The sequence below is a fragment of the Brevibacillus sp. SIMBA_040 genome, assembly GCF_046535075.1.
Taxonomy (GTDB): Bacteria; Bacillota; Bacilli; order Brevibacillales; family Brevibacillaceae; genus Brevibacillus.
On the sequence record NZ_JAWRXI010000007.1, the window covers coordinates 72,797 to 90,300 of the forward strand.

Sequence of the window (17,504 nt, forward strand, 5' to 3'; positions counted from 1 at the left end):
GTAATCGGCTGGAGCACTGTCGAATATCCATATCCATATAGAGTAATAAAACGTGGATGAAATCAGGCAAGGGCACGAAGCAAAAGGCATTCGGCAGAGGAGAAGAGAGGAGGTCCATATGAGCTTTCTAGATAAATTGAAGCAAGGAGTAACCGATGCGGGACAAAAAGCAAAGACTGTTGTGGAAATCAATCGCCTGAAGCTCCAAGCACAAGACTTGCAAAAGCAGATTGAAGAAAAGCAAGCCAAGATTGGTGAAATCGTATTTGCACGCTTCTCCCAAAATCAGGCTGTGACAGCTACGCCCGAAATCGAAGGCTACTGCGACGAAATCGTGACGATTCAGGGGGAGATCAAGCAGCTCCAAATCAAAATCAAAGAGCTGAACAACGAAAAGGAATGCGATTGTGGAAAGATTGTTGCCCTCGAAACAAAGTTTTGCCCAGCATGCGGTCATCAGTTCAGTGTGCCGCCAGAGATCATTGATATCTCTGCGGTTTCTCCGCCGCTCCATGAAACGAGGAATTATACTGATCCAAAGAACGATTCACGTAATTAATCAAAATAGAGATGAGCCCTCTTTGCAGGTTTTACTACAAAGTAAGGGCTCTCTCTTTTTTTCCCAATCCTCGTGGTTTGTCCACTTATGCCTTACGTGCTGCCCATTCCTCGCGCAGCATCCCCATCTTGATCGCGTCATAGTACTCTCCGCGCACAATTCTTGCCTTGCGAACCCGCGCTTCCTCGATCATTCCGCAGTAAGCTGCCAGCCGCATCATGCGCTCATTTCCAGACCAGGTGCCAATCCCCAGACGGACCGTATCCATGTGTGTAAACAAGTAATCGATCCACATTTGAAAAGCTTCCCGGCCGTATCCATTCGACCAGTACCGCGAGTCGTAAATGACGATGCCGATTTCGCACCAGTTTGTTTCTTCAGAAATCCAGTAGCGACCCACGCTGCCTTTTAGCTGCCCATCTATTTCGATGATTAGCTCGGTTCGAGCGGCATCCGTTCCCACAAGCGCCAATGATTCGGCGTAGCGGGGGAGACTGACATATTCTTCTTTTGTGAGCGGTTCTAAAGGTTTGTATGGTCCATTCCAGTTGAGGTGCTCGCGATCTTCTGCTTCGTATTTCCAATAGTAAATTTCCGGGACATCCTCAGCTCTGATATCGCGAAGTACCACTTTTTTGCCTTGTAGATGTACGTTCATTTATGTACTCCTCTCTTTGCTTGTCTATCTATTACAATTAATGTAAATCAAGTTGGGAGTTATTCATAGTTCTGCTTCTTTTGATTTTTATCCTTATCGTCGCCCTCATCGTCCTCTGACTCCTTTTTTTCGATTTTTTCTTCGTGAAATTCGATGGGCGTTTGTCCAAACATTCGATCCAAAGGAGTATAATAGTGCTCCACTGTCTTTTTCTTGATGAAAAACTGATAGCTAGCCATGCCAAGAGTAACGAATATCAAGAGGGAGACGGCGATAATCAAACCAGACATGATGTACATGGCAGTCTTCCTTTCTGCACGAGTAGCAGGTTTCTATTGGTTTACGATTGCCTGTATGAGCAGTTTCAAAGAAATGCCCCCTTCATGCTGAACGCTCGTTCAACGAAAGGGGGCACGAAATTATTCTGTCATGCTTTTGTACTTGTCAAACTGCTGGGCTACTTCATTCGAAGGCTTACTTGTCAGATGGCTTACAATCACGATGGCAAGCAGGCTAACTGCAAAACCAGGTACCATCTCATACAGGAAGTCCTTTAATACGTCGAAACGGGTCCAGATGATGACGGTCAATGCACCGCCGATCATACCGGCAAGAGCACCCCATTTATTCATGCGCTTCCAGTAGAGGGACAACAGGATGACGGGACCAAACGAGGCTCCAAATCCAGCCCACGCATAGCCTACGAGATCGAGAATCGTGTCGTTTTTATTCAGAGCCAGCAAAAAGGCAATAACGGCTACAAGCAGAACAGAGAAGCGGCCGACCATGACCTGCTCTTTGTCTGACGCGGACCGCTTCAAAAACGTTTTGAAAATGTCCTCGGTCAAGGAGCTGGAGGTCACGAGCAATTGGGATGAAATCGTGCTCATGATCGCAGCTAAAATCGCAGCGAGTAGAAAGCCTGTGATCAGTGGATGGAACAGAATCGTTCCTAATTGAATGAAGATCGTTTCCGGGTCGCTGAGTGTCCAGCCTTGCTTGGAATAAAGTGCGATACCGACAAGACCGGTTAGCATAGCGCCAGCAACGGAAAAAATCATCCAGCTCATGCCGATACTGCGCGCTTTTTTAATTTCTTTGGTAGAGGTGATCGCCATAAAACGGACGATGATATGTGGCTGCCCGAAGTAACCGAGTCCCCAGGCGAACAAGGAAATAATTCCGACGAGGCTCGTCCCTTTAAAAATATCGAGCAGAGAAGGATCGATCGAATGAATTTCGGTAAAGGTAGGTCCGATGCCACCGACAGTAAGCAATGTAACGAGAGGAACCATAATCAGGGCGAGCACCATAATCATGCCTTGTACCGCATCCGTCCAGCTAACCGCGAGAAACCCACCAAACAGTGTGTATGCAATCGTCACCAAACCGACGATCCACAAGCCTGTTTGATAGTTCATGTGAAACGTGTTTTCGAATAAGACGCCACCAGATACAAGACCGGATGACACATAGAACGTAAAAAAGATCATGATAACAAGAGCAGAGACGAGGCGCAGCATCCGGGAGCCGTCCCCGAAGCGGTTTTCTAAAAAGGCAGGAATCGTAATAGAGTTGTTGGCGACCTCCGTGTACGTACGCAAGCGGGGAGCGACATAGAGCCAGTTTGCATACGCGCCGAGTGTCAGACCGATGGCGATCCAGGAAGCGCTTAACCCTTGGGCAAACATCGCACCTGGCAGGCCCATCATCAGCCAACCACTCATATCGGATGCGCCTGCACTCAGTGCAGTGACCGCTGGCCCGAGTGAACGACCGCCAAGCATGTAGTCCGTCAAATTGGAGGTACGCTTGTAGGCGTAATAACCGATTAAAAGCATTCCGGCCATGTACACAATGATGGACGTGAGCAGCATATTCATTGGCATCACCTCTTGTTGTATTTTATATTCATAAAAATAATATGAACAAAACACACAATATCATGTATATTTATAAAAATCTATAAGGAAATACTGAAGATTTCGTAGATCATCAATAAAAACTTTTTAATCAAATTAAAAAAGCCTGCGTTTTTGCATACGCAGGCTTTCGACTTGCTCATTATCCTTATTCTACCAATACTTGACCGGCGTTATCCAAGCTGACCTTGAATTCTTTCACAACGGTTGGCTCCGCATTCGGGTTGCTCAAATCTTGTTTGACGACCTTAAAGGTACCATCTGCATTCAGTTGACCCTTGTACTCTACTGAAAACAGATCCGATTTGTAAAAGCTGAAGTTCGCCAGCTCCGTTTTTTGCAATTCCTCAGTCATAAGCTTACCGTCTCCACTGAACATGGCATTGCGTAATTGCTCCGAGGACTCGTATTTTTGCTGTAAATACGCTTTTAATTGTTGGGCTACCTCTGATTCTGCTAGCTGTTTGCCTGCCTCAACCACCTGTTTTCCTGTTTCAATGGCCTGTTTCCCTGTTTCTACGGCCTGCTGTGCTGACTGTACCCCTTCGGAAATTTCCGAGCAGGCGGTAAGCATCAACGCGCAAACAACGATCAATGCCTTGCGCACCATCTAAGTCCCCCTTTTTTGCTTCTGGTCTTACTCATGATTTACGAATGGAAAAGGGAAACGTTTCGTTATATAAGAAATCACGCATGTTTGTCGTGAAAATTTGTGCTGGTGTATCTCCACTTTCTAGCCATCCGCATATGATGGGGTAAGCGTAAGAGCTGCATTGATTACAGGGAGGAAACACAATGATTCAAGGGAAAGTAAAATGGTTCAGCAAAGAAAAAGGCTATGGCTTTATTGAGAGAGAAGGAGGTCCTGACGTTTTCGTTCACTATTCCGCCATTACTGGATCGGGTTACCGTAATCTGGAAGAAGGCGAGCAGGTCGTGTTCGAAATCGTCAATGGACAGCGAGGACTGCAAGCAGCAAACGTAGCTCGCAAAGCAGTGTAGGAATATATCCTGACAGTAGCAACAGGGTGACTTTATACCTCTCCATAATCTAGACGCCATCTCATCTTTTTGGATGGGACGGCGTCTTTGTTGCGCCTAAAGATTATAGAGATAGACAGACAAGGCAATCAGCAGAATCAAGGTAATGATCCCATAAATAAGAAGCAGGTTCCGAGAACGATGTACAAAGCTTCGCTCCGTGGCTTCTTCTGGATTTAGTCCGATGCGGAAGGTCAAAACGAAAGCGACGAAAACCAGAACGAAAACAGCAATTATAAATGGCGTAACTGACATAGTAGTGTATCGTCCTTTCTGCAGATAACAGTCATCCTCCGCTTGCGTATGCGGGGATGCTTATGTTTTCTTTCTTCGATCATATAACGATCAACGAAAAAAATGGTCATCCACTTCGAGGTTTTTTTGCTCATCCACTGGTAGTAAAAGCATCTTTAAAACGGGCGACTGCTTCGGGGATATAATCCAGCTCGGCACGACCAAAGGTGAAGCGGACAAACCCCTTTTGCGCCCCAAAGAGATGGCCTGGAACAAAGACGACACCCCGCTTTACCGATTCCGTAAGCAAGCGCTGCTCACTCCAATCTCCGGCCAATTTGCACCACAAGTGGATGCCTCCCTCTGGACTGATCAGCTCTACCTGATCATCAAACTGATCCTGCAAGGAAAACGCCAGCTGGTCGCAGCGGATGGATAACTGTGAGCGTAGCTTGTTGATATGATTGACAAAATCAGGTGATTGCAGGAAGCGGTCAGCCAGCCATTGGGGAAAGATACTGTGCCCGAAATCAAATTGCTGCTTGGCGTCAGCCAATCGCTCTATGACGGTTTGGGGTCCGACAATCCAGCCAATGCGCAAGCCCGACGCCACGATCTTCGTCAATGAGCTGATATAGAGGACTGTACCATGCTTGTCGAGTGACTTGAGGGTAGGGACAGGCTCATTGGAAAAGGACGTCAGGCTATAAGGATCATCCTCGATAATAGGAATCCCAATTTCAGCCGAAATTTCAAGAAGTCGTATGCGCCGCGAGAGTGACAACAGGGTACCCGTTGGATTTTGAAAGTTGGGATTGAGAAATACCATTTTGATCCGATGCTTGCGATGCAAATCTGCCAGTTGATCCGGATCAATCCCCTCATGGTCCATAGGCAGCGGAAACGTACGCAAGCCGGCCGAGTGAAAGAGAGGCAGCGAGTAGCAATACGAAGGCTCCTCGATCGCTACGGCATCGCCAGGCTTGAGCAGGCATTGGACAACGAGATGCAACGCCTGCTGTGCGCCAGAGGTAACCAGAATCGAGGTGGGAGGCGCATCGATGCTTCGCCACGTTTTCATATGTCCAGTCAAGGTTTCGCGCAAGGACCAGTTCCCAAGTGGATGCTCGTAGCCCAAATGATCGGGAAAATCATTGGCAGTCATTAATTGCTTGATGGATTGGTGGGGAACGAGATCCGGTGACAGCTCTCCACTTGCCAGATCAATCAGCTCATGCTCATGTGTTTCCCGGCGAATTTTTTGGATCAGGGGTAGATTCGGGCGAAAGGAGCCTGTCTCCGTCAGATGGCGCCAATTCGGAACGCGTGTGCGAGCCAACCCCCAAATATCCCGGCTCACGAGGGTTCCGCTGCCTTGCTTGCGCTCAACGACGCCAGCCGCTTGCAATTCATCATACGCCGCAACAATTGTGGAACGATTGACGTGAAGCTCTTTGGCCAAGGAGCGTTCTGATGGCAAAAAGCTGCCTGGCCCAAACTCTCCACTACTAATCCGCTGTTCAATTCTCTCTGCAATCTGTTTGTAGATCGGCTTGGTTGACGACGTCATTTTTTCATCCATGACCATCCCGCCTTCTTTCAAAAATACGGTGTGTATCCCATAACTATCCTGCTCATTATAGCATGGATTTCATCATTCAATTTTGCTGCGGTTTGGTTTAGTATAGATGGGTGGAAGGAGTGTTGCGAGATGAAACAATATCTGGACTTGTGCCAGCGAATTTTGGACGAGGGTGTCACCAAGGAAGACCGGACAGGTACGGGCACAATTAGCGTTTTTGGGCACCAAATGCGCTTTGATCTGAGTGAGGGCTTTCCTTTGGTAACGACGAAAAAATTACACACGAGATCAATCATTCATGAGCTTTTGTGGTTTTTGTCAGGAGATACCAATATTCGTTATCTCCAGGAAAACGGCGTTCGGATCTGGAACGAATGGGCCGATAAGAACGGCGATCTGGGTCCAGTCTACGGCAAGCAGTGGCGTTCTTTTGCAGGGCGCGACGGCAAAACGGTAGACCAGATTCAATGGGTAATTGACGAGATCAAGCGCAACCCTGATTCGCGCCGCTTGGTTGTCAGCGCGTGGAATCCTGCCGAGCTGGACAAAATGGCCTTGCCACCGTGCCACTTGTTGTTCCAGTTTTACGTGGCGAATGGCAAGCTTTCTTGCCAGCTGTATCAACGCAGTGCAGACACGTTTTTGGGGGTACCGTTCAACATCGCAAGCTACGCCCTGCTGACTCACATGATTGCACACGTGACAGGGCTGGAAGCAGGCGATTTTGTCCATACGCTCGGAGATGCTCATCTGTATACGAATCATTTGGAGCAGGTCAAGCTGCAACTTAGCCGTGAGCCTATGGCATTGCCAAAGCTGAAGCTCAATCCGGACGTGAAATCGATTTTTGACTTTACCTTCGATGACATAGAAATCGTCGACTATGAATCTCATCCGCATATCAAAGGGGAAGTGGCCGTATGATCAGTCTCATCGTCGCGTATGCGAAAGGTCAAGTGATTGGCAAAGATGGAGACATGCCATGGCATCTTCCTGCCGATTTGAAAAATGTCAAAGAATTGACGACAGGCAAAACGATCGTGATGGGCCGTAAGACATTCGAATCGATTGGAAAGCCACTGCCGAATCGGCGTAACGTCGTATTGACGAGAAGTCGTGATTTTCACCCGGATGGCGTCGACGTCGTTCATACCAAGGAAGAGGTAATGGCTCTTGGGGATGTCATCATTTTTGGCGGATCGGAAATTTATCGGCAATTCCTCGATGTTGTAGATCGCTTGTACATTACTGAAATTGATCTGCAAACAGAGGGCGACACCTTTTTCCCGCAGTGGGATCGCGAGGCGTACACGCTGGTGGATAAGCGTGAGGGAATCGTGGATGAGAAAAACCAGGTTCCGCATACGTTTTATACATTTGATCGGAAAAAATAAGTTCCCTGAATGGCTTTGAAAACAGGAAAAGAAAAAGACCTCTTAGAGCAGCTTCACGGTTGTTCAAGAGGTCTATTTTGCTATGGAGGAAAAACGTTATGGTTAAACGCAATTCAACCTACAACTTTCAAAACGTTGGCATTGGAGCAGAGGCGGAATACGTACGTTTAAAAGAACAAGCTTTGATGGGCTGGGACAAGGAATCCCGCAACTTGAAGTGGTTTGGACTGGAAGATGGGATGAAGGTACTGGAAGCAGGATGCGGTCCCGGATTTTTTACAGAAAAACTGCTGGAGCATTTCCCAACGAGTCACATTACTGCATTGGATATAGATGATGGTTTGCTTGAACGGGCTGAACAGCTGCTGCGTCATGTCCCAGCATCCAGACTGAGTTTGCACCAAGCGTCCGTTTACGAAACGGGCTTGCCTGACAATCAATTTGACTTTGTCATCGCACGATTGCTCTTCCTACACTTGCATGACCCATGGCTAGCAGCAGAAGAACTGATACGTGTTTTAAAACCAGGGGGCAAGCTCGTTATAACCGACATTGATGATGGCGTTTTTGGTGCGATTCAACCAGATGTAGAGTCTTTACCTTCCGTTTTGAAAAAGCTGTCAAAAGCACAGGCCTCCAGGGGAGGTAACCGACATATCGGCAGAAGCTTGCCACGTATTTTGTCCCAAGCTGGCTTTATCGACGTGGATATGGATGCGGTGATTCAACATAGTGATTTGCACGGGAGAGAGGGATTCAATCGACAGCTGGATAGTAACCGATTTACTCGATTTTATGAGAACGGAATCATCGCGAAGAACGAGTATGATGAATTAACGAAATCATATGAGAATTTCATCCGTTCCCCAGATGCGGTTGCCATGATGGTGTTTTTTATGGCTTGCGGGAAGAAGCCTTTATAAGAAGGTTAGGGCTAAGGAAAAACCTTGCCCTTTTTCCCAATATAAAGCAGATGGGAAGACATCCCGAGTAGAGCTGGATCCGTCGCTGTTTCAATTAATAATGGTATGACCTTCTCAGCTTCTCCGCGTTCCTGCCAATAACGCCAGTGATCCGTAGTCAAAACGGCCCCGATGTTCGTTGAACCAATCAACTGTATCGTTTGAAAACCGATAGACTCCATAAAAGGCCTAATTTCATCGACAGGATAGAAATAGGCACCTGTAAAGCGACCTTCCTCTGCGTGATTAAAGATTCCTGTTTGATAAAAATCATGGATGGCATCTATTTGATGATGGGGCTTCCAGTTTTCTGGAGCCATTAACGAGGACATGATGTGATTGGACCTTGAGCGAAAGGCGACAAAAACGATCCCATCGCTTTTGGTAACACGGTACAACTCGCTTGCAGCAGTGACACGATCCTCTTCCTTTTGCAAATGGTACATAGGACCAAGCATAAGAGAGGCATCGAAAGATTCACTAGAGAAATGACTGAGATCGCAAGCATCCGTCACATGAAAACCTTGAAACTGATGTAGTAGTCCAAATTCGGATGCCTTTTGTCGAGCTATGTCTACTAGCTTGGGGGTGAGGTCCGCAAGCGTAACCCGATGGCCCATTTTTGCCAGCTGTAAGGAATACTTTCCTGGGCCAGCACCAATATCCAACACGGTTCCTGGTCCAGGCAAATGCTGTACCATATAGTGCCAGTTAATTAGAAACTCAAGTGGCTCGCGATCAAGTCTTGTCCATTCCCTTTCCCCAAAGAACGAATAGTAATCTGCTACATTACCCACCTGTTTTTCCCCTTTACTGTAAGTGAAAGTAATTATTATTAAGATCACGATACGCTTCCACCAACCAAGGATGCACGACCCGCAGCTTCTCCCGCTGCTCCCACAAATAGGAGAGGTAGACGAGGGCGGCATGTTCGAGAGATTTGTCCAAAGCAGGTAGAAGCCGATGAAGATAGGGAGGTGTGCCTGCTTGATCCCACGCGATCTTGTCAGCAACAAAGAGGACAAGGTCCATACGCGAGGGCTGCGCCTTTAATGTGGTATGACACTCAATGGCACCCAATACAGCCACATCTTGTATGGAAAACAAATCACGAGCCATAGCTTTTGAAATTTTCTGATGAACGATCATGGGAAAAGTGCGCTCTTCGGGCAAAATCTCGATGCCGAGCTCCTCTGCAATCGGAATCCGCTGATGGTTAGGGATAATCGCACTAATGTCATGCAAGTATCCAGCAATCCTGGCACAAATCGGATCAATGCCAAAACGGTTAGCCAACTGAGCAGCCTCCTCGGCTACGTGCTTGGAATGAAGCGCAGTATGCTTACACCCATGCAGGTGCAGCAAGCTTTCTGAATCGGTAGCAATATCATGAACCTGCAGCCAGCCTTCTCGCAGTTGTGCGTATGTCTCCATCGTCCAATCCTCCTTTCGCTATCAAGGCTTGTCTACGGAATGATTCGCGTGCTGTGCTTCTGTATCGGTCGCCCTGGTGTGTGCCTGCGGTAAGCCTTCACCAGACAAATGCTCGGGCTGCCCATAACGGTTTTGCTTCATCAGACTGCTGACGTAGGAGAGTGCAAGAATACAAGCAAGTATGCCTCCGAAAACCATCCACAACATGACAGGTCCTCCTTTTTGCGAATCGATTCCTTATGGAAATGAAATTCCTTTTTATTCCATTTTTTATTATACGCCCTCCAACCATTATTTTCCTGCTGTAGATATGCGACATATGTCCTGCTTTTTCAGCATAAAAACAATAGAAAGTAGCTGTGGACAATCCCATGGAGGGGATCGGGATGAGAGTTGATTTTCATGTGCATCTAGAAGAAGGACCATACTCGTCACAGTGGCTGCATCAACTCGCTGGATCGTTTGGACCGACGCTTGGTGATGAGCATAATCAGAGCAAACGGGAATGGGCATACGAGATGGTCGGTCAGCTTGCCAAAAGGCTCAGACAAGGTCCTTATTCACGGGAGTGGCTCGATCTGTATCGGGCACGCGCGAAGCAAGCGGGTATTGAAGTCGTGTGTATAGTTGAGCATCTTTACCGTTTTGAAGAATTCAGATCGCTGTATGAGCAAAGGCTGCATCTCGCTCAGGATCGCTTGGGACAAATACAGCGCAGCTGGCTGGATTGTGTGATGAACGATTCCTTGGGCGCCTACACGGCTTTTTTGGAGGAAGAAAAAAAGCGCTGGAGGGACGATGGAGTGGAGCTGCGGATTGGCATCGAGCTGGATTATTTTCCTGGCGCAGAGGATGTGCTATCCGATGTGATCGAAGCCCATCCATGGGATGTATGCATGGGGTCCGTCCACTTCATCCAAGGCTTTTGTCTTCATCATCCCGAAACCAAGGACAAGTTTGGACGAATGGACTTGTCTGTCTTGTACAGCCGTTATTTTGATCTCGTGGAGCAAGCGATCGAAAGCAGACTGTTTGACGTGATTGCGCACATAGATGCTATCAAGGTATTCGGCTATCGTCCTGATGAGACAGCCCTTTTGCCGTACTACCAGCGCGTGGCGCGAGCTCTCAGTCGATGGAATGTCGCGACAGAAATCACGACAGGAGGCTTCCATCAACCAATGAAGGAGGCTTCGCCCAGCAATCGCCTGCTAGAAATGCTAGCCCATCATGAGGTGCCGATCACGACATCGTCCAACGCGTTTTTCCCTGATCAGGTGGGGAAGCACCTCGATGAAGCACGTGGACTGCTCAAACGTTCAGGCATCACAGCCATTTCCATATTTGAAAGAAGACAGCGCAGTCTCCTGCCGCTCGATTAGTCAAGCCCCCATTTCGTTTTCGTTTCTGCTATGATAAAAGGACGAGAAACGAAAAGTGCACCTTGTGGGAGGAGAAAAAAAACGATGTCTTTACAAGCGCAATTAAAAGAGCTGCTGGCGGAGATGGAGCCACAAATCATTAGCTGGCGACGCCATCTGCACCAACATCCAGAATTGTCTTTCCAGGAAGAGAAAACGCCGGCGATGATTGCAGAAATTTTGACAGGTCTAGGCTTTGATGAGGTGCGTACAGGTGTAGGCGGACGAGGAGTAGTAGGCGTTCTGCGTGGCAGCCGGCCGGGAGCAGTAGTTGCCCTCCGCGCTGACTTCGATGCTCTGCCAATCCAGGATCAAAAAGAAGTCGAGTACAAATCGACGGTTCCAGGAGTGATGCATGCTTGTGGCCATGATGCGCACACCTCTCAGCTGCTGGGTTTGGCTAGTGTTTTGGCTCCTAGACGTGATCAGTTTGCCGGGGAGATTCGCTTTTTGTTCCAGCATGCGGAGGAAGAATCGCCAGGCGGAGCGATCCAGATGGCTGCAGATGGAGCGGTTGATGGGGTCGATGCAGTATTCGGTGTTCATCTCTGGTCTATGCTGCCTGTGGGCAAAGTATTTATCAGCCCAGGCCCGATTATGGCAAATACGGATGATTTCGTGATTGAAATTAAAGGCCAGGGCGGTCACGGTGCTGTACCGGAAGAAACAGTTGACTCCATCGTGATCGGGTCCCAAATCGTAGGCAGCTTGCAGACGATTGCCAGCCGCAATGTAAGCCCGCTGGCTAGTGTAGTCGTGACCGTGGGTACTTTTAACGGTGGAGACAACAACAATATTATTGCCGACAGCTGCCGCCTCACAGGAACAGTCCGCACCTTCTTGCCGGATGTTCGTGATCGTGCCGAGCAGCGTTTGGCAGAGATTGCAGAAGGGACCGCAGAGATGCTCGGGGGTAGTGCAACCGTGCATTATGATCGCGGCTATCCTGCAGTAATTAACAATGAAAAAGAAGCGCAAATCGCCCAGGAAGCGGCTATTGCTGCGTTTGGAGCAGATCGTGTTCAGCCGATGAAGCCGTTGATGGGCGGCGAAGACTTTTCCTACTATTTGGAAAAGGTTCCGGGTGCCTATTTATTCGTCGGTGCTGGCAATCCGGACAAATTGGCAAAATATCCACATCACCATCCTCGCTTCGACATTGACGAGGATTGCATGCTGATTGCTGGGGAGCTGTTGGGACGTACAGCGCTTCACTATTTGGAAAAACATCAGGGCTAACCTATGAAAATGCGCTTTTGCCTATCAAGGGTAAAGGCGCTTTTTTTACTTTCAGCCATAAACTGATAGGGAGATAGGGCGAATGTACACAAAGGAGGGTGTTGCCCCCGGTGCGGAAACGGATTGGCATACTAACCTACCGTGGAGAAACAGGATTTGTTGAACCAGGTTTTCTGAGCCGGCTGGTAAAGGAAGGAGTGAAAATGGGCGCTGAGGTCTTTTTGTTCAGTCCACAGGATGTCCGTTATTCAATCCGCCAAATCAGAGGCTATGTCCCGCTGGAGACGGGGTGGACGAGTGACTGGTACGATTGGCCCGACATTGTCATCGACCGTTATCGCTATTATCCGTTAGCCAAGCATAGTATCTATCTGCCTTTTCGCAAGCAGCCATGGTTTCGCTATGCGAATAATCGCTTCTCCAATAAATATCGCGTACACCAGGTTCTCGTGCAGGACCCAGAGCTGCAGCGATGGTTGCCAGAGACGTGTCCTTATTCCAAAGAAACGTTGTTTTCCATGCTTGAGCAGCACCGCATGGTTTACTTAAAGCCAACGAACGGCACGGGAGGACGCAGTATTTTGCGAGTGGAACGACAGTCGAGCGGATACGTGCTACACGGCAGGACCAAGCAACAAGCCAAAAGCAGGGAAAGACTGTACACCCTTGCTGATTTATGCAAAAGACTGGAGGGCTGGATGGAATCAGAGAAGAGCGGGAACGAGCAGTTTTTCTTGCAGCAAGGACTTCAGCTGTCCTTAATACCAGGGAGAACGGTGGATGCACGGCTGCTGGTACAAAAGGACGGCAGTGGCGAGTGGCGACTGACAGGCATGGGGTTACGTATAGGGGCAAGTCGTTCATCGACCTCCAATCTGCATGGGGGAGGTTCTGCGGTGCCAGCGGCTGCTTTTTTGATTAATCATTTCGGGCGGGAAGAAGCAGAGCGTATCATTTTGGAGTGCAAGGAGCTGGCGCTTAAAACAGTGTCGCGCATCGAAAAGCATTATGGACAGATGATGGAATTCGGATTTGATCTTGGTATCGACATTCAGGGTAGAGTATGGATCATCGAGATCAATCCCAAGCCGGGACGGGAAATATTTCGCCAGCTGGGACAGCACAAGCGATATTTGCAGGCTGTGCGCAGACCATTGGAGTACGCTTTATATCTCGCCAATCAAATAGAGGAGAGAGAGCAAGAGCAAGTGCAAGAGAAAGAGCGTACACAGCCCTAAGATCTTCCGGTCAACGGAAGGTCTTTTTTCTTGCATACCCGCTTCCTGATCAAGCAAGCATAACCTTCTGCTCATCTACAGGTTTTCTTATTGCTGTTGTTTCTTTTATGAGGGGAACATAGCATACTAGAAGAAAAGGAAAATCGAAGCATATTCATGAAGGAGTGAACGAGCAATGAACCATACTACATTTTCCATTCCGGCAGGAGACGATTTGATCATCCGTGGTGATCTGCACGCAGATGAGTCTGGTGGGGCCAATCAGCCACTGCTTATTTTTTGCCATGGCTTTAAGGGCTTCAAGGATTGGGGGAGCTTTCCGTATGTAGCAGAGGAGCTGGCGAAACGGGGAATTGCGACGATCCGGTTCAACTTCAGCTGCAATGGCGTAGGGGAGAGCTTGACTGATTTTGATGAGCTGGAAAAGTTCGGGCGCAATACATACGCACAGGAGATAACGGATTTAACCTTGCTTACAGAATGGATCACTACGGGAAAAATCCCATTGCCTTCTTATGTAGACAAAACAAGCCTATACGTACTCGGGCATAGCAAGGGCGGAGGAGACGCCATTTTGTTTAGTGCTGGCAACCCTCATGTCACAGGCATCGTCACCTGGAACGGAATCGCCCATGTCAATTTGTTCGATGAAAAGCTGCGCCAGCAAATCGAGGAAAACGGAGTAGGCTACATACCGAATGCGCGTACCGGCCAAAACATGCCTATTACACGCGTAGTTATTGATGATGTGGATAACAATCAGCAGGAATACGACCTCTTAGAAAAGGTTTCTGTGATGCAACAGCCTCTGTGCATCATCATTGGCGAAAAAGATTTTGTCCGTCTGGTAGAGGGTGCGAAGCGCATGCACGCGGTTGCCAAAAACAGTGAGCTGCACTGGATAGAGGGCGCCGATCATACATTTAACACGCGTCATCCGTTTTCGGGCACTTCACCTCAGCTCGAGGCGGCAATCAAGCAAACGGCAGCTTTTGTCCTCCACCGACGGACATAGAAAAAACCAGTGATTTCGCGCGTTTTCTTTCCATTTGGGCTATGGTATACTGGGTAACATCCAAAGTTTCAAATGATTGGATTATTCTGAAAGTTTCAGAATTCAGCAGGATGAATGCTTATGAATTCTGGAGCGTATAAAAAGCTTAAAAACAATGGAAATGGGTGGAGACATGGAGAGCAAGGTGTATCTGTATGATACGACCCTGCGAGATGGTACGCAGGGAGAAGGGATCAGCCTGTCAGTGGAAGACAAGATAAAGATCGCACTGCGACTGGATCAATTCGGTATCGATTTTATCGAGGGTGGATGGCCAGGCAGCAATCCAAAGGACATGGCATTTTTCGAGCGCGTCCGGGAGATTCCGCTGCAGCATGCCAAGGTTACGGCTTTTGGTAGCACCTGTCGTCCGAACGTAGCTGCATCCGAGGACGAGAATTTGCAGGCGCTGATCGCCAGTGGTGTTTCGGCAGCTGCGATTTTTGGGAAGTCTTGGGATTTGCACGTTACAGACGCCCTAAAAACGACACTGGAAGAAAATATTCGGATGGTAGCTGATTCCGTCGCTTTCCTCAAAGAAAAAGGCCTGACGACGCTCTTTTTGGCGGAGCACTTCTTTGATGGCTACAAGGCGAATCCTCGCTACGCCCTGCGGGTACTCGAGGCTGCTGAAGAAGCTGGCGCAGACTGGATTGTTCTGTGTGATACAAATGGCGGAAGCCTGCCACATGAGGTCTATGATATTGTGAAAAACGCTGTTAGCCAGCTGCGTGTTCCGATTGGGATTCATCCGCACAACGACAGCGGGGTAGCGGTCGCAAATGCTCTGGCAGCTGTTCAGGCGGGAGCTACGCAGGTGCAGGGCACGATCAATGGAATCGGCGAGCGTTGTGGAAACGTCAACCTGATCTCTGTTGTCCCGAATTTGCAGCTGAAGCTCGGGTTTACCTGCATTTCGAACGAGCAACTGCAAGATTTGACGCAGCTCTCTCGTTATGTCGCTGAGATCGCCAATATGACACTGCCTAACAATCAACCGTTTGTTGGACATAGTGCATTTGCGCACAAGGGCGGTATCCACGTGAGTGCCGTGCTGCGCGATCCAAAAACGTATGAGCATATCGAGCCGGAAAATATCGGCAACAAAAGGCGCGTTCTCGTTTCCGAGCTGGCGGGTCAAAGCAATCTGCTGGCAAAAATGGAGGAGCTGGAAATCGATCTCTCGCTGGATCGTGAAAAAGCACGCGAGGTCATTACTCGTATTAAAGAGCGCGAGTTCCAGGGTTATCAGTATGAAGGGGCGGAAGCTTCACTGACACTGATGCTTTTGGAAGCAGCAGGCAAGCTGAAAAACCTGTTTACACTCGACTCGTTCAAAATTTTGATGGAAAAAGCGGCTGTGCAATCGATTACGTCGGAGGCTACAGTCAAGCTCAGCGTCAATGGCGAAACCGTTCATACAGCAGCAGATGGCAACGGTCCGGTCAACGCTCTCGACAATGCCATGCGAAAAGCGCTGGAAGGCTATTATCCATGCATCGCCAATATGCATCTCGCCGATTACAAGGTACGCGTACTCGATGAGAATGGTGCAACGGCAGCAAAGGTTCGCGTTTTGATCGAATCGGCAAGCAACGGGGAAAAATGGAGTACAGTTGGCGTGTCTACAAACGTGATCGAAGCGAGCTGGGAAGCATTGGCTGACAGTATTCGCTACATGCTGTGGAAGGAAGGCTGCGAGGAAGCCGACAATCACGCTGCAGCAGGAGCGCGTGTAGGCATCATCAACCACTAAACAAAAGAGGAACCAAAAGCCTGGCCACTGTGGTCAGGCTTTTTCTTCGTAAGCGGCATTTGTTTGCTCGGGCCGTTCCATAAGTTGTCTCAGCTTCGTTTCGGTAGCAGAATCAGGGTCCGGTGTATAAATACTGCAACGCAAATCTGCACTGCCCTGCACTTTTAGCGACGTCAGATGGAAAAGCATCTTTCCGGCTTTTGCATGACGAAATTCAATCGAAACCTCAGGAGCCGAGCTGACCTCACTTTTTTCCCAGAGAGCGAGAAAATCTGGATGTACCTCTTTCATTTCTGCTAAAAATTGCTCGTACCACTCATCCTCTACATACTGACCGTAATAGGCACGGAAAATGGCGAGAAAGCCGCTCATAAAATGCTCCCAATTGACAGCCAGTCGTTGAAACTCTTTTCGGGTAAACAAGAGGCGCAGCATGTTTCGCTGTTCATACGGGATTTGTTCAAAATCCATAAACACGTGTGAGGCGGCATCATTCCACCCGACGATGTGCAAGCGTCTGTCTGAGATGATGCATGGACAAGAGCGCAGCTCCTTCAAAATCCGCGTAAGCGATGGGCTGATCTGCGGGGCCTCTTCTTTTTGGATACTTACTCCGGTACCTGTTTCCATTGCGAGCGCATACAAGTATTTTCGCTCATCTACGGTTAGCTGCAATGCTTTGGCGACCGCATCCAAAACAGACGCAGACACCTTGATGTCACGTCCTTGCTCAAGCCACGTATACCAAGTAGCACTAACCCCTGCGAGCTGGGCGACCTCTTCTCTGCGTAAACCAGGCGTGCGTCTGCGGGTCCCGGGAGCAAGCCCGATTGATTGAGGCAAAATTTTCGCTCGTTGTGTTTTTAAAAACGTAGACAGAGCCTGCAATCTTGTCTGATGATTCATCGCTTTCATCCAATCCTTGGTAGTGGTGGTCATTCTGGTATTTATTATACTAGGATAAACAACAACTTGTAATAGGATAACAGGTGTGACAAGATGGTGTCCAT

General features: G+C 48.5%; 20 protein-coding genes. 10 read left to right on the top strand and 10 right to left on the bottom strand.

What is annotated here, in order from left to right:
• Positions 1-118: 118 nt before the first annotated feature.
• The gene (locus SB752_RS13350; protein WP_410716120.1) at positions 119-559 is read left to right on the top strand and encodes a zinc ribbon domain-containing protein; all 441 of its coding nucleotides are present in this window, start codon (positions 119-121) and stop codon (positions 557-559) included.
• An 85-nt stretch (positions 560-644) separates the two neighbouring features.
• Here SB752_RS13350 and SB752_RS13355 read toward each other — a convergent pair whose 3' ends face one another.
• The 4 genes from SB752_RS13355 to SB752_RS13370 all read right to left on the bottom strand — a co-directional run bounded on the left by SB752_RS13355 (position 645) and on the right by SB752_RS13370 (position 3,749).
• On the bottom strand, positions 645-1,217 hold the full coding sequence (locus SB752_RS13355; RefSeq protein ID WP_410716121.1) for a GNAT family N-acetyltransferase: 573 nt from the start codon (positions 1,215-1,217) through the stop codon (positions 645-647).
• A gap of 59 nt (positions 1,218-1,276) precedes the next feature.
• On the bottom strand, positions 1,277-1,516 hold the full coding sequence (locus tag SB752_RS13360; RefSeq protein WP_410716122.1) for a DUF3951 domain-containing protein: 240 nt from the start codon (positions 1,514-1,516) through the stop codon (positions 1,277-1,279).
• 120 nt (positions 1,517-1,636) lie between these two features.
• On the bottom strand, positions 1,637-3,100 hold the full coding sequence (gene putP, locus SB752_RS13365; protein ID WP_410716123.1) for a sodium/proline symporter PutP: 1,464 nt from the start codon (positions 3,098-3,100) through the stop codon (positions 1,637-1,639).
• A 187-nt stretch (positions 3,101-3,287) separates the two neighbouring features.
• On the bottom strand, positions 3,288-3,749 hold the full coding sequence (locus SB752_RS13370) for a hypothetical protein (protein WP_410716124.1): 462 nt from the start codon (positions 3,747-3,749) through the stop codon (positions 3,288-3,290).
• Positions 3,750-3,934: 185 nt separating this feature from the next.
• Between SB752_RS13370 and SB752_RS13375 the strand changes: the two genes are divergently transcribed.
• Positions 3,935-4,141 carry a cold-shock protein gene (locus SB752_RS13375; RefSeq protein ID WP_103106582.1) on the top strand — a complete coding sequence of 69 codons (207 nt, stop codon included), beginning with the start codon at positions 3,935-3,937 and terminating at the stop codon, positions 4,139-4,141.
• Between the two features lie 96 nt (positions 4,142-4,237).
• Here the strand turns inward: SB752_RS13375 and SB752_RS13380 are convergent, their stop codons facing one another.
• Both SB752_RS13380 and pdxR read right to left on the bottom strand, forming a co-directional pair.
• The gene (locus SB752_RS13380; RefSeq protein WP_410716125.1) at positions 4,238-4,435 is read right to left on the bottom strand and encodes a hypothetical protein; all 198 of its coding nucleotides are present in this window, start codon (positions 4,433-4,435) and stop codon (positions 4,238-4,240) included.
• A 130-nt stretch (positions 4,436-4,565) separates the two neighbouring features.
• Positions 4,566-5,996, bottom strand: a complete 1,431-nt coding sequence (pdxR, locus tag SB752_RS13385; protein WP_410716126.1) for a MocR-like pyridoxine biosynthesis transcription factor PdxR — start codon at positions 5,994-5,996, stop codon at positions 4,566-4,568.
• A 129-nt stretch (positions 5,997-6,125) separates the two neighbouring features.
• Here pdxR and SB752_RS13390 point away from each other — a divergent pair, with 129 nt between their 5' ends.
• The 3 genes from SB752_RS13390 (at position 6,126) to SB752_RS13400 (ending at position 8,313) form a co-directional block, all read left to right on the top strand.
• Complete coding sequence (locus SB752_RS13390; RefSeq protein WP_410716127.1) at positions 6,126-6,920, top strand: thymidylate synthase; 795 nt, start codon at positions 6,126-6,128, stop codon at positions 6,918-6,920.
• Positions 6,917-7,390 carry a dihydrofolate reductase gene (locus tag SB752_RS13395; protein WP_410716128.1) on the top strand — a complete coding sequence of 158 codons (474 nt, stop codon included), beginning with the start codon at positions 6,917-6,919 and terminating at the stop codon, positions 7,388-7,390. Before SB752_RS13390 ends, SB752_RS13395 begins: the two co-directional genes overlap by 4 nt.
• Before the next feature lie 98 nt (positions 7,391-7,488).
• Positions 7,489-8,313 (top strand): class I SAM-dependent methyltransferase, encoded by an 825-nt coding sequence (locus SB752_RS13400; protein ID WP_410716129.1) that lies wholly within the window; start codon positions 7,489-7,491, stop codon positions 8,311-8,313.
• Positions 8,314-8,324: 11 nt separating this feature from the next.
• On the opposite strand, the gene SB752_RS13405 is transcribed toward SB752_RS13400, so the two are convergent.
• From SB752_RS13405 to SB752_RS13415, 3 genes are read right to left on the bottom strand one after another with little or no spacing between them, the layout of a single operon-like run.
• Entirely contained in the window at positions 8,325-9,149 is an 825-nt protein-coding gene (locus tag SB752_RS13405) for a class I SAM-dependent methyltransferase (protein ID WP_410716130.1), read from the bottom strand.
• 13 nt (positions 9,150-9,162) lie between these two features.
• Positions 9,163-9,786, bottom strand: coding sequence for a bis(5'-nucleosyl)-tetraphosphatase (symmetrical) YqeK (yqeK, locus tag SB752_RS13410; protein ID WP_410716131.1), 624 nt, complete (start codon positions 9,784-9,786; stop codon positions 9,163-9,165).
• Between the two features lie 21 nt (positions 9,787-9,807).
• A complete protein-coding gene (locus SB752_RS13415; RefSeq protein WP_410716132.1) occupies positions 9,808-9,993 on the bottom strand; it encodes a hypothetical protein in 186 nt (61 codons plus the stop codon).
• A gap of 179 nt (positions 9,994-10,172) precedes the next feature.
• Between SB752_RS13415 and SB752_RS13420 the strand changes: the two genes are divergently transcribed.
• The 5 genes from SB752_RS13420 to cimA all read left to right on the top strand — a co-directional run bounded on the left by SB752_RS13420 (position 10,173) and on the right by cimA (position 16,494).
• On the top strand, positions 10,173-11,168 hold the full coding sequence (locus tag SB752_RS13420; protein ID WP_410716133.1) for a PHP domain-containing protein: 996 nt from the start codon (positions 10,173-10,175) through the stop codon (positions 11,166-11,168).
• Positions 11,169-11,252: 84 nt separating this feature from the next.
• Complete coding sequence (locus SB752_RS13425) at positions 11,253-12,446, top strand: M20 metallopeptidase family protein (protein WP_410716134.1); 1,194 nt, start codon at positions 11,253-11,255, stop codon at positions 12,444-12,446.
• A gap of 110 nt (positions 12,447-12,556) precedes the next feature.
• Complete coding sequence (locus SB752_RS13430) at positions 12,557-13,684, top strand: YheC/YheD family endospore coat-associated protein (RefSeq protein WP_410716135.1); 1,128 nt, start codon at positions 12,557-12,559, stop codon at positions 13,682-13,684.
• 175 nt (positions 13,685-13,859) lie between these two features.
• Positions 13,860-14,699, top strand: coding sequence for an alpha/beta hydrolase (locus tag SB752_RS13435; protein ID WP_410716136.1), 840 nt, complete (start codon positions 13,860-13,862; stop codon positions 14,697-14,699).
• Between the two features lie 172 nt (positions 14,700-14,871).
• On the top strand, positions 14,872-16,494 hold the full coding sequence (cimA, locus tag SB752_RS13440; protein WP_410716137.1) for a citramalate synthase: 1,623 nt from the start codon (positions 14,872-14,874) through the stop codon (positions 16,492-16,494).
• Between the two features lie 33 nt (positions 16,495-16,527).
• On the opposite strand, the gene SB752_RS13445 is transcribed toward cimA, so the two are convergent.
• Positions 16,528-17,400, bottom strand: a complete 873-nt coding sequence (locus tag SB752_RS13445) for a helix-turn-helix transcriptional regulator (RefSeq protein ID WP_410716138.1) — start codon at positions 17,398-17,400, stop codon at positions 16,528-16,530.
• Positions 17,401-17,504: the final 104 nt, after the last annotated feature.

Coding starts and splice junctions, on each gene's coding strand:
- SB752_RS13420 (WP_410716133.1), top strand. CDS start 10,173: ATGAGAGTTGATTTTCATGTGCATCTAGAAGAAGGACCATACTCGTCA.
- putP (WP_410716123.1), bottom strand. CDS start 3,100: ATGAATATGCTGCTCACGTCCATCATTGTGTACATGGCCGGAATGCTT.
- SB752_RS13390 (WP_410716127.1), top strand. CDS start 6,126: ATGAAACAATATCTGGACTTGTGCCAGCGAATTTTGGACGAGGGTGTC.
- SB752_RS13350 (WP_410716120.1), top strand. CDS start 119: ATGAGCTTTCTAGATAAATTGAAGCAAGGAGTAACCGATGCGGGACAA.
- SB752_RS13380 (WP_410716125.1), bottom strand. CDS start 4,435: ATGTCAGTTACGCCATTTATAATTGCTGTTTTCGTTCTGGTTTTCGTC.
- SB752_RS13445 (WP_410716138.1), bottom strand. CDS start 17,400: ATGAATCATCAGACAAGATTGCAGGCTCTGTCTACGTTTTTAAAAACA.
- pdxR (WP_410716126.1), bottom strand. CDS start 5,996: ATGGATGAAAAAATGACGTCGTCAACCAAGCCGATCTACAAACAGATT.
- SB752_RS13355 (WP_410716121.1), bottom strand. CDS start 1,217: ATGAACGTACATCTACAAGGCAAAAAAGTGGTACTTCGCGATATCAGA.
- yqeK (WP_410716131.1), bottom strand. CDS start 9,786: ATGGAGACATACGCACAACTGCGAGAAGGCTGGCTGCAGGTTCATGAT.
- cimA (WP_410716137.1), top strand. CDS start 14,872: ATGGAGAGCAAGGTGTATCTGTATGATACGACCCTGCGAGATGGTACG.
- SB752_RS13435 (WP_410716136.1), top strand. CDS start 13,860: ATGAACCATACTACATTTTCCATTCCGGCAGGAGACGATTTGATCATC.
- SB752_RS13375 (WP_103106582.1), top strand. CDS start 3,935: ATGATTCAAGGGAAAGTAAAATGGTTCAGCAAAGAAAAAGGCTATGGC.
- SB752_RS13400 (WP_410716129.1), top strand. CDS start 7,489: ATGGTTAAACGCAATTCAACCTACAACTTTCAAAACGTTGGCATTGGA.
- SB752_RS13360 (WP_410716122.1), bottom strand. CDS start 1,516: ATGTACATCATGTCTGGTTTGATTATCGCCGTCTCCCTCTTGATATTC.
- SB752_RS13425 (WP_410716134.1), top strand. CDS start 11,253: ATGTCTTTACAAGCGCAATTAAAAGAGCTGCTGGCGGAGATGGAGCCA.
- SB752_RS13415 (WP_410716132.1), bottom strand. CDS start 9,993: ATGTTGTGGATGGTTTTCGGAGGCATACTTGCTTGTATTCTTGCACTC.
- SB752_RS13395 (WP_410716128.1), top strand. CDS start 6,917: ATGATCAGTCTCATCGTCGCGTATGCGAAAGGTCAAGTGATTGGCAAA.
- SB752_RS13370 (WP_410716124.1), bottom strand. CDS start 3,749: ATGGTGCGCAAGGCATTGATCGTTGTTTGCGCGTTGATGCTTACCGCC.